This window comes from Sphingomonas sp. NFR15, assembly GCF_900103265.1.
GTDB classification, from domain to species: domain Bacteria; phylum Pseudomonadota; class Alphaproteobacteria; order Sphingomonadales; family Sphingomonadaceae; genus Sphingomonas; species Sphingomonas pollutisoli.
The window spans coordinates 41,571-56,925 of sequence record NZ_FMWX01000010.1; the positions used below are offsets into that span (position 1 = coordinate 41,571).

Annotated in this window: 12 protein-coding genes; 4 read left to right on the top strand and 8 right to left on the bottom strand. The window is 69.5% G+C overall.

The features are described from left to right. The first annotated feature begins 10 nt into the window (after positions 1-10). Positions 11-796: a 3-hydroxybutyrate dehydrogenase gene (locus tag BLS81_RS18425; protein WP_093226086.1), complete on the top strand. Its 786-nt coding sequence runs from the start codon at positions 11-13 to the stop codon at positions 794-796. A gap of 207 nt (positions 797-1,003) precedes the next feature. On the opposite strand, the gene BLS81_RS18430 is transcribed toward BLS81_RS18425, so the two are convergent. The 4 genes from BLS81_RS18430 to BLS81_RS18445 all read right to left on the bottom strand — a co-directional run bounded on the left by BLS81_RS18430 (position 1,004) and on the right by BLS81_RS18445 (position 6,471). Then, a complete protein-coding gene (locus tag BLS81_RS18430) occupies positions 1,004-2,545 on the bottom strand; it encodes a sensor histidine kinase (RefSeq protein WP_093226088.1) in 1,542 nt (513 codons plus the stop codon). A 30-nt stretch (positions 2,546-2,575) separates the two neighbouring features. Then, entirely contained in the window at positions 2,576-3,316 is a 741-nt protein-coding gene (locus BLS81_RS18435; RefSeq protein ID WP_256326329.1) for a response regulator transcription factor, read from the bottom strand. Positions 3,317-3,371: 55 nt separating this feature from the next. Further along, the gene (locus BLS81_RS18440; RefSeq protein ID WP_093226091.1) at positions 3,372-5,147 is read right to left on the bottom strand and encodes a sensor domain-containing diguanylate cyclase; all 1,776 of its coding nucleotides are present in this window, start codon (positions 5,145-5,147) and stop codon (positions 3,372-3,374) included. A 118-nt stretch (positions 5,148-5,265) separates the two neighbouring features. After that, entirely contained in the window at positions 5,266-6,471 is a 1,206-nt protein-coding gene (locus BLS81_RS18445; RefSeq protein WP_093226092.1) for an LL-diaminopimelate aminotransferase, read from the bottom strand. A 176-nt stretch (positions 6,472-6,647) separates the two neighbouring features. Here BLS81_RS18445 and BLS81_RS18450 point away from each other — a divergent pair, with 176 nt between their 5' ends. Both BLS81_RS18450 and BLS81_RS18455 read left to right on the top strand, forming a co-directional pair. Beyond that, the gene (locus tag BLS81_RS18450; protein ID WP_093226180.1) at positions 6,648-8,339 is read left to right on the top strand and encodes a PHA/PHB synthase family protein; all 1,692 of its coding nucleotides are present in this window, start codon (positions 6,648-6,650) and stop codon (positions 8,337-8,339) included. 133 nt (positions 8,340-8,472) lie between these two features. Continuing rightward, positions 8,473-9,321: a phasin family protein gene (locus BLS81_RS18455; RefSeq protein ID WP_093226094.1), complete on the top strand. Its 849-nt coding sequence runs from the start codon at positions 8,473-8,475 to the stop codon at positions 9,319-9,321. A gap of 215 nt (positions 9,322-9,536) precedes the next feature. Here the strand turns inward: BLS81_RS18455 and murA are convergent, their stop codons facing one another. Next, positions 9,537-10,820, bottom strand: a complete 1,284-nt coding sequence (gene murA / locus BLS81_RS18460; protein ID WP_093226095.1) for a UDP-N-acetylglucosamine 1-carboxyvinyltransferase — start codon at positions 10,818-10,820, stop codon at positions 9,537-9,539. A gap of 187 nt (positions 10,821-11,007) precedes the next feature. Here murA and BLS81_RS18465 point away from each other — a divergent pair, with 187 nt between their 5' ends. Further along, positions 11,008-11,709: a Crp/Fnr family transcriptional regulator gene (locus BLS81_RS18465; protein WP_093226097.1), complete on the top strand. Its 702-nt coding sequence runs from the start codon at positions 11,008-11,010 to the stop codon at positions 11,707-11,709. 56 nt (positions 11,710-11,765) lie between these two features. On the opposite strand, the gene clpS is transcribed toward BLS81_RS18465, so the two are convergent. The 3 genes from clpS to pabB form a co-directional block, all read right to left on the bottom strand. Continuing rightward, a complete protein-coding gene (gene clpS, locus BLS81_RS18470; RefSeq protein WP_371128305.1) occupies positions 11,766-12,119 on the bottom strand; it encodes an ATP-dependent Clp protease adapter ClpS in 354 nt (117 codons plus the stop codon). Between the two features lie 150 nt (positions 12,120-12,269). Further along, positions 12,270-13,469, bottom strand: coding sequence for a pyridoxal phosphate-dependent aminotransferase (locus BLS81_RS18475; RefSeq protein WP_093226098.1), 1,200 nt, complete (start codon positions 13,467-13,469; stop codon positions 12,270-12,272). A gap of 33 nt (positions 13,470-13,502) precedes the next feature. Continuing rightward, positions 13,503-15,287 carry an aminodeoxychorismate synthase component I gene (gene pabB, locus BLS81_RS18480; RefSeq protein ID WP_093226100.1) on the bottom strand — a complete coding sequence of 595 codons (1,785 nt, stop codon included), beginning with the start codon at positions 15,285-15,287 and terminating at the stop codon, positions 13,503-13,505. Between the last annotated feature and the right edge of the window lie 68 nt (positions 15,288-15,355).

Sequence of the window (15,355 nt, forward strand, 5' to 3'; positions counted from 1 at the left end):
AGAAAACCGCATGTTCCTCAAGGGCAGATCCGCGATCGTCACCGGTTCCACTTCGGGTATCGGCCTCGCCTATGCCAAGGCGTTCGCGAGCGAGGGCGCGAGCGTGGTCATCAACGGCTTCGGCGATGCCGCCGACATCGAAAAGGAACGCGCCGCGCTCGAAGCGACGAGCGGCGCGAAGGCGCTCTACGACGCCGCCGACATGACCAAGCCGGACGAGATCGCCGGCATGGTCCAGCGCTGCCACGCCGAGCTGGGCGGGCCGGACATCATCGTCAACAACGCCGGCATCCAGTACGTCGCGCCGATCGAGGATTTCCCGATCGACAAATGGAACGCGATTATCGCGATCAACCTGTCCTCCGCCTTCCACATGATGCGCGCGGCGGTGCCGCTGATGAAGGCGGCGAAGTGGGGCCGGATCATCTCGACCGCGTCGGCGCACTCGCTCGTCGCAAGCCCCGCCAAATCCGCCTATGTCACGGCCAAGCACGGCCTCGCCGGCCTCACCAAGACGGTCGCGCTCGAAACCGCGACGTTCGGCATCACCGTCAATGCGATCTCGCCGGGCTATGTCTGGACGCCGCTGGTCGAGAAGCAGATCCCCGACACGATGGCGGCGCGCGGCATGACGCGCGAACAGGTGATGAACGACGTCCTGCTCGACGCGCAGCCGACCAAGGAATTCGTCACCGTCGAACAGGTCGCCGCGCTCGCGCTGTACCTGTGCCGCGACGAGGCCAAGTCGATCACCGGCGCTAACCTCTCGGTCGACGGCGGCTGGACGGCGGCTTGAGGTCACACACCGTTCGTCCCGAGCGCAGTGCCTCGACTGCGCTCGGCACGAACGAGCGGAGGTTAAGGACATTGCGCTCCAAACCCACCCGTTCGTGCTGAGCCTGTCGAAGCACGTGCCCAAAAGCGCGATGCTCTTGGTACGCACTTCGACAAGCTCAGTGCGAACGGGTGACGAAACGAGGGCGGTCGCTCAAGCCGGGCCACATCACCGCATCAGCACGGCCTCGAAACACGCGCCTCGCTCCACCGCCACCGCCGCGATCGTTCCCCCGCTCGCCGCCAGCAGCGAGCGCGCGATCGCGAGGCCCAGTCCGGTGCCGCCCGCCTCGCGCCGTCCGGTGAAGAACGGCTCGAAAATCCGCTCATGGTCGGCGGGCGCAATGCCGGGGCCGTCGTCCGTGACGGTGATCCGGACGGTGTCGCCCGCGATGATGCCGATCGTCACCGCGCGCGCGCCGGCCTGACGGCTGTTCTCCAGCAATGTCTCGAGTACGGTCTCGATCACCTCGGGCGTGATTCGCGCCGCCGCGGCGCCGACGCCCGCGAGCGTCACCGCGAAGCCATCCGCGCGACATGAGTCCGCCACGCGCCGCGCCGCCGCGACGACATCAGCGCTCGCGCCGGCGTCGATCGTCACCATGTCGGCGCGGGCGAGATCGAGCAGCCGCTGTACGAGCCGCTGCAACCGCTCGGCATCGGCGGCGGCGTTGGCGAGGAAGCGCGCGCGCTCGTCCGGCGCCATCGTGCCGCCATGCTCGTCGAGCAGTTCGAGCGCACCGCGTATACCCGCGATCGGCGTCTTGAACTCGTGGCTCACCGCCGCCGCGAAATCGCGCAGATAGCGCGAGCGCCGCTCGATCCGCGCCGCCATGCCACGGAACGCGTCGTAGAGTTGCGCGATCTCGATCGCGGCGGTGACGGGCGTGTCGGGCATCTCGACATGCCCGAGCGCCACGCCTTCGCTGGCGCGCGCGAGCTGGTCGATCGGCCGCGCGATCCCGCGCGACAGCAGCCCGACCAGCACCAGCAAGGTCGCGAGAATCAAGGCGATGCCGGTCAGGATCGCCGCCGCGTCCTGACGGATGCCGACGAACAGCCCGCGCGGGCTGCGCGACGACAGCACCACGCCGATCACGCGCCCGCCGAACAGCACCGGCCGCGCATGATGCACGCGAATCGCATAGGCGCGGCTCAGCACCGCCAGCCAGCGCGCCTGCCCCCGCGCGCGCAGCACGGTCGCGGCGCGGCCGGCGAGCGCCGCGCGCACCTCGGGCAGCGCGGCATAGCGCCGGCCCACGTCGCCGCGCCCGAGCACGACCACGCCGCGCGCGTCGAGCAGCCGCGTCGCGGTCAGCGTCACCGCCGCCGCGTCGCTCGCGATCGGCAGGATCGCGCGCGCCGCCCGCGCGGCGCGCGGATCGCCGGCGAAGCGGCCGCGCGGCGCGCGCTGCGGCGGCAGGATCGGCATCGTCCGCAGGTCGATCCGCGGCGGCTCGGGCGCGAGCCGGCGCGGCGCGGGATCGGCCAGCCCCGCCGCCCACGCCGCCTTGTACGCCGCGCCGAGCACCGCGCCCTGCGCGATCAGCTCGGCCTCGGTCTGCTGGACGATCGTGTTCTCGTACACGCGCAGGAACAGCGCGGCGACGCCGGGCAGCGCCGCCACGAACAGCAACGTGCCGAACAGGATCGTGCGGATGCGCAGCTTCGGCCAGTGGCGCTTGGCGAGCGCCTTGGCCCATCCGATCATAAAGAGGGGGCGATCATGAAGCGGAGCCGATCACGTACAGCCGCCGATCCGGTAGCCGATCCCGGCGCGCGTCTCGATCAGGTCCACACCGGCGGGGAATTTGGCGCGGACGTTGCGGACATGGCTGTCGATCGTCCGGTCGGTGATCGCGAAGCCGGGGCCGTGCAGCCGGTCGATGATCCGGTCGCGGCTGAACACGCGCCCCGGCATCGCGGCGAGCAGCGCGAGCAGTTCGAACTCGGTCGCGGTCAGGGCGACGGGCACATCGTCCCACCGCGCCTCCCATCCCTCGGGGTCGAGCGACAGCCGCCCGTGCGCGATCCGCGCCGGGGTCGGCGCCGGCACGGACGCGCCGCCGCGCTTGAGGATCGCGCCGACCCGCGCGACCACCTCGCGCGGCGAGAACGGCTTCACGACATAATCGTCCCCGCCGATCTCGATGCCGACGATCCGGTCGATCTCGTCGTCGCGCGAGGACAGGAACAGGATCGGCAGCGCGGCCTGATCGGCCGGCCCCGCGCGCAGCCGCCTGCACAGCTCCAGCCCGTCCAGCCGCGGCATGTTGATGTCGAGCACGATCAGGTCGGGCGGCCGCCGCGCGATCGCCGCCAGCGCCGCCTCGCCGTCGGGGGCTTCCTCGGCGGTCATCCCCGCCTTGCCGAGCGCGAAGCTCAGCAGGTCGCGGATATGCGGATCATCGTCGACGACGAGGATGTGGCGGGTCATGGCGCGCATGATCGGGGTCCGGGTGGTGGCGGTCAACCATGCCATGCCGCGCGCGCGTCGAGCGGTGGTCCGCGGCCCGTGGAGAAACCGTGCAGGGCGGTCAGCCCGCCCCCACCGCGCGTTCGGTGCGGTTCCGTCCGAGCGCCTTCGCCCGGTACAGCGCCTCGTCCGCGCGCGAGAACAGCGCGTCCACGCTCAGGTCGCGGCGCAGCGGCATCACCCCCGCGCTCATCGTGATCGAGAAACAGTCGTGCGGCGCCGGGATCAGCGTCCGCGCGAGCAGGTCGCGCAAGCGGTCGCAGATCGCCACCGCCGCCGCCGTGTCGCGCCCGGCGAACAGGATCGCGAATTCCTCGCCGCCGATCCGCCCGACCGCGTCCTCCGCGCGCAGGTTGGTGCGCAGCAGATCGGCCAGCACGAGCAGCGCGGTGTCGCCGGTGGCGTGGCCGTGGACGTCGTTGACCAGCTTGAAATAATCGAGATCGACCAAAGCCAGCGCGCCGGGCGGATCGTCGCCGCGCAGCCGCTCATCGACCCGCCGGCGGAAGGCGGTGCGGTTGAGCAGCCCGGTCAGCGGATCGCTCGCGGCGGCGCGTTCCAGCTCCGCCTCGCGCTGCTTGCGCCCCTCGAGGTCGCGCAGGATGCAGACGATCGCGTCGGGCGCGCCATTCGCGTCGACCACGATGCGGCTGTTGCCCTCGAACCAGCTCACCGTCCCGTCGGCCTTGATCGCGCGGAACTCGAAGGCGTGGCTGCGCTCGGGCGTGGCGAGGCCGGCCGCGTAGATCGCCCGCACGCGCGCGCGGTCCTCGGGGTAGATCAGGTCGATTATGCTGGTGCCGAGCAGCGCCTCGGGCTCGTACAGCGCGATCTCGCGCACCGCGGGCGAGACGAAGCGTACAGTCCCGTCGGGGTCGAACGTCAGCATGATGTCGGTCGCATTGTCGGCGAGCAGCCGGTAGCGCGCCTCGTTCTCGGCGAGCGCGCGCACCAGCGTCTCGCGCTGCACCAGCAGCGCCGCGATCGGCAGCGCGGTCAGGAACATCACGACCAGATAGAAATGGAAGACCTGCAGCCGCAGCGCGGCATCGCCGTGCATCAGCATCACCGGGCCGTGCCCGGCGATCGTCAGCAGGCCGCCGATCGTCGCGACGATCACCACGCTCACCGCCGCGCCGACCCGCTCGAAGGCGACCGTCGCGATCATCACCGGCAGAAAGGGCAGGAACAGCAGCGGCAGCGTACTCTGCCAGAACGCGCCGAACGTCGTCGCCGCGACCAGAAGCGCGGCGCCCGCCGCCGCGCCGCCGCGCCCGGGCCGGGCCAGCTCGGCCCACGCGCCCTCGTCGCGCCGCACCACCAGCGCGAGCGGGGTGCCGAGCAGCAGCCCGCATCCGTGCCCGATGATCCAATCCGACCAAACCTGCAGCACGGCGAGATGCAGCGTCTCCGCCGCCAGCACGGCGCCGGGCAGGCCGCTCAGCAAGGTCGCGACGGCGCAGGCGGCGACAAAGGCCGGGATCGTCCTCACCGAGCGGAACAGCGTGTCGGAGACGCGCCAGTGCCGCAGCAGCGCCGCCGCGACCACCGCCTCGCCGACATCGACCAGCGCGACCGGCATCGCGACCAGGCGGATGCCGATCGCGGTGAAGACGGCGCACACCATGCCCAGCCAGGCCGCGATCGCGATCGGCAGCCAGCGGCGCGGCGGGGTGCGGCACAAGGTCGCGAGCAGCGGCCCGTTGGCGAGCCAGATCAGCGCGATGCCGTGGTTGAAGCGCGTCAGCAGCGCCGCCGCCGCGGTCAGCACCGCGTAGAGGATGAACGTCCAGACGATAGTGGCCGCGAAGCCGCCCGATCGATCCCGAAAGCTCATAAGTGCTTCATATCGCACGAGGCTTAACGCGCGATTGCCAATCGCACGCCTATGGGCGCGCAGCGTGCCGGGTCTGCCGATGATCGTTCCGGGCGGCGGGCTGGCAAGGCCGATCGGCTCAGCCGGTGCGCGCCGGCGTGTTGACGCCCATGCTCTGCAGATAGCGCTTCACGTTGCGCGCGGCCTGGCGCAGCCGCTGTTCGTTCTCGACCATCGCGATCCGCACGAACCCTTCGCCATTCTCGCCATAGCCGACCCCCGGCGCGACCGCGACCTTGGCGTGGGTGAGCAACTGCTTGGAGAATTCGAGGCTGCCGAGATGCTTGAGCGCGGGCGGCAACGGCGCCCAGGCGAACATGCTCGCGGGCGGCGCGGGTATGTCCCAGCCGGCGCGGGCGAAGCTCTCGACCAGCACGTCGCGGCGCTTGTGGTAGAGCACGCGATTGGCCTCGACGATATCCTGCGGGCCATTGAGCGCCGCGCACGCCGCCGCCTGGATCGGCGTGAACGCACCGTAATCGAGGTAGGATTTCACCCGCGTCATCGCCGCGATCAGCTTGGCGTTGCCCACCGCGAAGCCGATCCGCCAGCCCGCCATCGAATAGGTCTTGCTGAGCGAGGTGAACTCGATCGCGACGTCCTTGGCGCCTTTCACCTGGAGGATCGAGACGGTCGGCTTGCCGTCGTAATAGAGTTCCGAATAGGCGAGGTCCGAGATGATCCAGACCTGGTTCTCCTTCGCCCACGCGACAAGCCGCTCGTAGAAGGCGAGATCGACCGTCTCGGCGGTCGGGTTCGACGGATAGTTGACGACGAGGATCGACGGGCGCGGCACTGTGAAGGCGATCGCGCGATCGAGGCTCTCGAAATAGTGTTCGTCGGGCGTGGTCGGCACCGCGCGGATCGTCGCGCCGGCGATGATGAAGCCGAAGGTGTGGATCGGATAGGAGGGGTTGGGCGCGAGCACGACGTCGCCCGGCGCGGTGATCGCGGTGGCGAGGCTGGCGAGCCCCTCCTTCGATCCCATCGTCACCACCACCTCGGTCTCGGGGTCGACATCGACGCCGAAGCGGCGGCCGTAATAATTCGCCTGCGCGCGGCGCAGCCCCGGAATGCCCTTCGACTGCGAATAGCCGTGCGCGCCCGGCTTGCTCGCCACTTCGCACAGTTTCTCGATGACATGCGGCGGCGGCGGCAGATCGGGATTGCCCATGCCGAGATCGATGATGTCCTCGCCGCCCGCGCGCGCTTCGGCCCGCATCGCGTTCACTTCGGCGATGATATAGGGCGGCAGGCGCTTCATGCGGTAGAATTCGTCGGACACTGGATCTTCCCAAGGTCGCAAAGGCGCGACGGCACGCTTATAGAACTCGAACGGCCATCGACGAAAGCAAAACCCGCCAGGGGCGAAGGAGAACGCGCGTGAGCGAGACCGATACCAAGCAACGGCCCGGCGCGGCTCCGACGGGCGCGGGTTTCGGCTTGCCCAGCCTGGAGGAGATGCAGCACTGGACGCTGATCCTCGGCCGGCTCCAGCAACTCGCGCTCGAACATGGGCTCGCCGCGATGCAGCCGGCCGACGCCGGCGCGGTGCCGCCGATCCCCGGCGTCACCGATCCGGCGACGGTGGCGCGCGCCAAGGATTTCTGGCGCGACAGCATCGCGCTGTGGCAGCACCTGCTCGATCCCGCCGCGCAAGGCCCGGCGCAGCGCCCCGAACAGACCGCCGACCGCCGCTTCCGCGATCCGCGCTGGCACGATAATCCGGTGTTCGACTGGATTCGCCAGAGCTACTTCCTGCTCTCGGACCATCTGCTCCGCGCGGTCGAGTCGATCGAGGGGGTCGAGGGCAAGCAGAAGGAGCAGCTCCGCTTCGCCACGCGCGCCTTCATCGACGCGATGAGCCCGAGCAACTTCCCCGCCACCAACCCGCAGGTGCTCGAAAAGACGATCGAGACGCGTGGCGAGAATCTCGTCAAGGGCTTGCAGAACATGCTCGCCGACATCTCCAAGGGGCAGATGACGCAGGTGGCGCCGGGCGCGTTCGAGCTTGGCCGTAACCTCGCCGTCACCCCCGGCAAGGTGATCCATCGCACCCCGCTGTACGAACTGATCCAATATGCGCCGACCACGCCCAACGTGCTCAAGACGCCGATCGTGATCTTCCCGCCGTGGATCAACCGCTTCTACATTCTCGATCTCACGCCCGAGAAGAGCTTCGTGCGCTGGGCGGTCGATCAGGGCATCACCGTGCTGATGGTGTCGTGGAAATCCGCCGACGCGAGCCTCAAGCATGTCGTGTGGGACGATTACGTCGCCGCGCAGATCGACGCGATCGAGGCGACCCGCGCCGCGCTCAAGGTCGATCGCGTCCACGCGATCGGCTATTGCGTGGCGGGGACCACGCTCGCCGCCACGCTCGCGCTGCTCGCGGCGCGCGGGCGCGCCGACATCGTGGCGAGCGCGACCTTCTTCACCGCGCAGGTCGATTTCGCGGATGCCGGCGAATTGCTCCATTTCGTCGATGATGCCCAACTCGCGATGTTCAAGGAACTGAGCCCCGACGGCTATCTCGACGGGCGCTACATGGCGGCGACCTTCAACCTGCTGCGCGGGCGCGATCTGATCTGGAATTATGTCACCAACAACTATCTGCTCGGCAATGATTACGCGCCGTTCGACCTGCTCCACTGGAACAGCGACATCACCAACCTGCCGGCGAAATGGCATCTCAGCTATCTGAGCGACCTGTACCGCGACAATCTGCTCGCAACGCCCGGCGCGCTGAGCGTCGATGGCACGCCGATCGACCTCGGGCGGATCGAGACCCCCGCGTATGTGCAGGCGGGCCGCGAGGATCATATCGCCCCGGCCGAAAGCGTGTGGAAACTGACCGAGCACCTCAAGGGGCCGGTGCGCTTCGTGCTGGCCGGGTCGGGGCATATCGCCGGCGTGGTCAACCACCCGGAGGCGAACAAATACCAATATTGGAGCGACGCGGAACCAAAGGGCACGCTCGACGATTTCCTCGCCGCCGCGCGCGAGACTCCGGGGAGCTGGTGGCCCGATTGGGCGGCGTGGCTGCGCGCGATAGATTCGGCGACGGTGCGCGCGACCGGCGCGCGCAAACCGGGCGGCGGAACCGCGAAGGCGCTCGACGACGCGCCCGGGCGCTACGTTCGGGAAAGATGAAGCCCCGCTTTATTGTCTCCATTATGGCTCCAACATTGCAGCATGACAGCCATGTTGCACTGCAACAAACTTCTTGCGGTCGTGGATCGACTTCGATATATTGCGTGACAGCAATACGGCAGGAGACGATCATATGGCCGGTGACAATCCCAAGCCCGCGACGCGCGGCAAGGGGCCGAACAAGCCGGCCGTGCCGGTGCCTCCCGCCGCAGCCGCTTCGCCGACCCCGGCCGCCGCGCCGAAACCGCCCAAGCCGGTAGCATCGAAGCCCGCACCCAAGGCGAAGCCGCCGGTGCCGATGCTGCCCGAACCCGTTGCCGCTCAGGCCGCCGAGCCGGCGCCGACGCTCGCCGCGCCGGTGATCCCGGAAGTGGTGGTGCCGCCCGTCACGCTTCCCCCGGTCGCCGCCAAGCCGGCGCCGGAGCCCGTCGCCGCGGCGCCCGAACCCGCTCCCCAGCCCGTCACCGCGCCGGAGCCTCCCGTTTCTACCCCGCCCCCAGCCCCGGAACCGTCTTCCGCGGCGATCTCGCACAAGGAAAAGACCATGGAAGCCACGATCCAGGACGCCACCGCCAAGACCCAGACCTATTTCGGCGACGCCAATGAGCGCGCCAAGGCCGCTTTCGAGAAGAGCACCAAGCTGTTCGAGGACATGAACGCGTTCGGCAAGGGCAACATCGAAGCCGTCGTCGAATCGAGCAAGATCGCGGCCAAGGGCTTCGAATCGTTCGGTCAGGAAGCCGCCGAATACACGCGCAAGCAGTTCGAAGGCGCGACCGCGATGATGAAGAGCTTCGCGTCGGTGAAGTCGCCGACCGAGCTGTTCAAGCTCCAGAGCGACTATTTCCGCCAGTCGTTCGACTCGCTCGTCGCCGAATCGTCGAAGCACACCGAAGCGCTGCTCAAGCTGGCCGGCGAAGTCGCCCAGCCGCTGTCGAACCGCGTCGCGCTCGCCGCCGAAAAGGCCAAGATCGCCGCCTGATCGCCGGCGTTCGGGAATAGGAAAGGGGCCGCCCGCGAGGGCGGCCCCTTTTCGTGTGTGGGCTGTAATCGCAATCCTACCCCGCCAGGGGGAGGTGTCGCCAAAGGCGACGGAGGGGGAGGGCGCGATTCGCGCGCGACCGTTTCGCCGCCCGCCCCCTCCGTCACGCTACGCGTGCCACCTCCCCCTGGCGGGGGAGGATTTCACACAGGCCGTCACCCGTCGCCGGCGCGCTCGATGTCCGCGCCGACCGCGCTCAATTTCTCCTCGAGCCGCTCGTAGCCGCGGTCGAGATGATAGACGCGCGCCACCTGCGTCTCGCCCTCCGCCGCGAGTCCCGCGAGGATCAGGCTCATCGACGCGCGCAGGTCGGTCGCCATCACCGGCGCACCGACGAGCTTGTTCACGCCGCGCACCACCGCGGTGCGGCCCGAGACGTGGATGTCCGCGCCCATCCGCGCCAGCTCGGGCACGTGCATATAGCGATTCTCGAAGATCGTCTCGGTCAGCACGCTGGCGCCGTCGGCGAGCGTCAGCATCGCCATGAACTGCGCCTGCATGTCGGTCGCGAAGCCGGGGAAGGGCGCGGTCGAGAGCGTCAGCGGCCGCAGCCGCTCGGGCGCGGAGACGTGGAGCACAGTGCCGCGCTCCTCCACCGTCACCCCCGCCGAGACCAGCGCGGCGATCGTCGCGCGCATGTCCTCCGGCACCACCCCGACCAGATCGAGCGTGCCGCCGGTGATCGCCGCCGCGCACGCATAGCTGCCCGCCTCGATCCGGTCGGGCATCACCGCATAGGTCGCGCCGTGCAGCCGTTCGACCCCGGTGATCTCCAGCGTCTCGGTGCCGATCCCGGTGATCTTCGCGCCCATCGCGACCAGGCAGTTGCACAGGTCGACGATCTCGGGCTCGCGCGCGGCATTGCCGATCCGCGAGACGCCCCGCGCCGTCACCGCCGCCATCACCGCATTCTCGGTCGCGCCGACCGAGACGATCGGGAAGACGTAATCGCCGCCCGCCAGCCGCCCGCCCGGCGCGGTCGCCTTCACATAGCCCGCCGCCAGCTCGATCTCGGCGCCGAGCGCCTCCAGCGCCTTCAGATGCAGGTCGATCGGCCGGTTGCCGATCGCGCAGCCGCCGGGCAGCGACACCGTCGCCTCGCCCGCGCGGCCGACCAGCGGGCCGAGCACGAGGATCGAGGCGCGCATCTTGCGCACGATGTCGTACGGCGCCTCGGTCGAGGTCAGCTTGCCCGCGCGGATCGTCATCACCCGCCCGAAATCCTCGGGCCGTGCGCCCTCGATCTGGGTCGAAGCGCCGAGCTGGTTGAGCAGATGCCCGAAACTGTCGACGTCGGCGAGCCGCGGCAGGTTGCGCAGCGTCAGCGGTTCCTCGGTCAGCAGCGCGCACGGCATCAGCGTCAGCGCGGCGTTCTTGGCACCGGAAATGGGGAGGCGGCCCGACAGGCGTTTGCCGCCACGAATGATGATGCGATCCATCCGCCGGCTATTATCGTCTCGCGCCTTCCGCGCAAGCCGGCGCGGCGCGCGCAAAGTGGAATGTGTCGGCTTCGAGACACCCTTGATCGACTTTAATGCACTGATTTTACAGGACTGCTTTGGATCGCGGACCAGTGGGGGAATGTTACGAGTGCCTGGCAGTTGCTTCGCCGACCGTCTCAACGACATGGTCGCGCTGACGGATGTGGAATACCGAGCGCTTGAGCGTCTGGAGGAACGGGAACGGCGTCTTCGCCGCGGTGTCACGCTGCAGCGCGAGAATGATCGCGTCGGCGAAGTGTTCGTGTTGCGGTCCGGCCGGATGATGAGCTCGGTGTTGCTCGACGACGGCAGCCGGCAGATCCTGCGCATCCATTCCTCGGGCGATCTGCTCGCCGTCTCGAACCTGATCTACGACGACGCGCCCGAGACGATCACCGCCCTGTCCGATTGCACCGTCGCGCCGTTCGAACGCGCCGCGTTCAGCGCCTTGCTGGTCGAGCATCCGCGTCTCGCCGCGCTGATCCTGGTCTATAACCAGATCGAGCGGGTCGCGCTGACCGACCGGCTCGCCGCGCTCGGCCGCACCTCGGCCAAGGCACGCGTGGCGGCGGTGCTGATCGAGATGCGCAACCGCGCGCGGATGCTCGACAAGAGCGTCGGCGACAGTTTCGCGCTCGGGCTGACGCAGGAGGAGATCGGCGACGCGACCGGCCTCACCGCCGTCCACGTCAACCGCATGCTGCGCCAGTTGGAGGAGGAGCGGCTGATCGCGCGCGAGGCGGGCCGGGTGCGCTTTCTCGACGAACGCGCGCTGGCGCGCTCGGCCAATTTCATCGATCGCTACGCGGGTCTGGAACTCGGCTGGCTGCCCGCCTCGCGGGGATAACGGCCAGGCCGCGATGCCGGGCCAAACCGCGCCGGGTGAGGCTCAGCGGCGGCGGGTCACGCCTTTTCCAGCATGCATTGCAGCGGATGCTGGTTCTGCCGGGCGAATTCGGTCACCTGCGCGACCTTGGTCTCGGCGACCTCATAGCTGAAGATGCCGCACACGCCGACGCCCTTCTGGTGGACGTGGAGCATCACCCGCGTCGCCGCCTCCATGTCCATGCGGAAGAAGCGCTGAAGCACGAGCACGACGAACTCCATCGGCGTGTAATCGTCGTTGAGCAGCAGCACGCGGTACGGCGTCGGCTGCTTGGTGCGGGCACGCGTGCGGGTCGCGACACCAAGCCCGGTGCCGTCGTCATCGCCGTCCGTGTGCTCGGCCATCGTCGTGGGTGTGGGTGCGTCGATCATGGCGAGACGAAAATATGGCATCGCACCGGCCAAGGGCAAGGGGGTCTTGACCGATCCCCGGTTTTTGCGTCGATCACGCCCGAAGCAGGAAGCCGCCCGCGCCCCCGTTCGGGCTTAGACCCGTTCGGGGGGCGGGCGGGCCGGCGGTGCCTAGCGCAGCGCCGCGCACGCCTCCTGGATCCGCTCGCACGCCTTGGTCAGCAGTTCGTCGCTGGTCGCATAGCTGATCCGCATCGCCGGCGAGAGGCCGAACGCCGCGCCCTGCACCGCCGCCACCTTGGCATCGTCGAGCAGATAGCCGACGAAGTCCTCGTCGGTCTCGATCCGCTTGCCGCCCGGCGTGGTCTTGCCGATCAGCGCGGAGAATTCGGGATATACGTAGAAGGCGCCCTCGGGCTTGGGGCAGGTCATGCCCTCGGCCTGGTTGAGCATCCCCACGACGAGATCGCGCCGGCGCTGGAACAGCGCGGCGTTGTCCTTGAGGAACCCCTGGTCGCCGGTCAGCGCCGCGACCGATGCCGCCTGCGCGATCGAACACGGGTTGCTGGTCGATTGCGACTGAAGCTTCGCCATCGCCTTGATCAGCCACGGCGCGCCGCCGGCGAAACCGATCCGCCAGCCGGTCATCGCATAGGCCTTCGAACAGCCGTTGGCGGTCAGCGTGCGCTCGTACAGCGACGGGCAGACCTGCGCGATCGTGGTGAACTTGAAATCGTCGAACAGGATATGCTCGTACATGTCGTCGGCGAAGATCCACACGTGCGGATGCGCCTCCAGCACCGCGCCCAGCGCTTTCAGCTCGGCCTCACTATAGGCGGCGCCGGTCGGGTTGGACGGCGAGTTGAGGATCACCCACTTGGTCTTCGGCGTGATCGCCGCGTCGAGCTGCTCGGGGGTGATCTTGTACTGCTGGTCGGCGCCCGCCGCGACGAACACCGGCGTACCGCCCGCGAACAGCACGACATCGGGATAGCTCACCCAATACGGTGCGGGGATCACCACCTCGTCGCCGGCGTCGAGCGTCGCCACCATCGCGTTGAACAAGGTGTGCTTGCCGCCCGAATTCACGCTGATCTGGTCGCGCGTGTAGGCGAGGCCGTTGTCGCGCAGATATTTCTGCGCGATCGCGTCCTTCAGCTCGGGGGTGCCATCGACGTTGGTATATTTGGTCTGCCCGTCGCGAATCGCCTTGATGCCCGCTTCCTTGATGAAATCGGGCGTGTCGAAATCGGGTTCGCCGGCGCCCAGGCCGATCACGTCGACGCCGGCGCGCTTCAGTTCCTGCACGCGCGAGGTGATCGCGAGCGTGGGCGAGGGCTTGATGCGGGCGAGCGCGGCGGATGGGTGCATGAGAAAGACGCCTCTATAGGGAAAGCGGCGCGGCTATAGACTGGCCTTCGCAGGCTTCGCAACCGTCACGACCGCCGGAATCAGCCCGCGCAGCGCGTTGCCGATGAAGAAGCCGCCCGCGAGATCGGCGGCGGTCAGATCGCCCTCGATCGCCTTGCCCTCCGCGATCAGCGCCGCGCGCAGCACCCCCGGCAGCAGCCCGCGCGCCAGCGGCGGCGTCACCAGCACGCCGCCGCGCGCCACGAACAGCGCGGTGAAGCTCCCCTCGGTCAGCGCGCCGGAAGGGTCGGCGAACAGCACCTCGAACGTGCCCGCCGCGACGCGCGCCGCGTCGTAGAAGCCGCGATCGGTGGTCTTGTGGCGCAGGCGGATGTCGCCCGGATCGACCGGCAGCGGCACCACCGCGACCGGCACCGGCCCCGCCGGCGGCGCGGGCAGCGGCGACACCTCTATCGCGATCGCGCCGCTTCGCGCCAGCAACAGCCGCAGCCGGCGCGGCTCGCGCAGCCGGAAGGTCGCCGCCTGAAGCTCGTTGCGCGCGATGTGGCGATCGAACACGAAGCCGAACGCCGCGGCGCTCGCCCGCATCCGCGCGAGGTGGCGTTCGAGCCGCGCCACCCCCGTTAGCGGGTCGAACCGCATCGTCTCGATCAGGTCGAAGCCGGGGCCGGGCGTGGCGAGGAACGCGCTCTTGGTCCGCGTCTCGGCCCATTCGTCGCTAGCGCGCGAATCGGCGACGATCCCGCCGCCCACCCCGAAGCTCGCTGTGTCCGCGCCGTCGGGCAGCGTCAGCGTGCGGATCGCGACGTTGAACGCGGCGTCCCCGTCCGCGTCGATCCGCCCGATCGCGCCGGTATAGACGTCGCGGCGCGTGTCCTCGACCTCGCCGATCACCTCCATCGCGCGCAGCTTGGGCGCGCCGGTGATCGAACCGCACGGGAACAGCGCCGCCAGCACGTCCACCGCGTCACGCCCCTCGGCCAGCCGCGCGGCGACGGTCGAGACCATCTGCTGGACCGTCGGATAGCGCTCGACCGCGAACAGATCGGGCACCGCGACGCTCCCCGCCGCCGCGACGCGGGCGAGATCGTTGCGCATCAGATCGACGATCATCAAATTCTCGGCGCGCTGCTTGGGATCGGCGGCGAGCGTGGCGGCGAGCGCGTCGTCCTCCGCGCGCGTCGCGCCGCGCGGCGCGGTGCCCTTCATCGGGCGGCAGCGCAGCTCGCGCCCCGACAGCGCGAAGAACGATTCGGGCGACAGCGACAGCAGCCAGCGCGCGCCGTCGTGAACCAGCGCGCCGAACCCGCCGCGCGCCCGCGCGCGCAACTGCGCATAGGCCGCGCGCGGATCGCCCAGCACCGGCACGCGCGCGCGGTAGGTGAGATTGGCCTGGTAGATGTCGCCCGCGACGATCAGCTCGCGCACGCGGGCGAAGCGCGCGGCATAGTCGGCAAAGGCGATGTCCGGTTCGGGCGCGCCGATCCACGCCCCGTCCGGGTCGGGCAGCAGCGCCGCCACGTCGGCCACCTCGTCCCAGCGCTCGAACAGCCCGAACCATAGCAGCGGCGCGTCCGTCGGCGGCGCGGCGCCCGCGATCGGCTCGAACGCCGCCGCCGCCTCATAGGCGAGATAGCCGGCGGCGTGCAGCCCGGCGCGCCGGCCCGCGCGCACCGCCTCCAGCGCGGGCCGGACCTCGGCGGCATCATATGCCGCCACGATCCGCACCGGATCACGGTACAGCCGCGCGCGCCCGGCGCTGGCCCGAACCTCGCTGTAATCGTCGAGCAGGACGAAAGGGGCGTCACGCGGCGGCATTTCCGGCGCACAGATGCAGCGGTTATGCCCCCAGGGGCAAGCCCCGGCTCTTGTCCGCCCTGGCGATG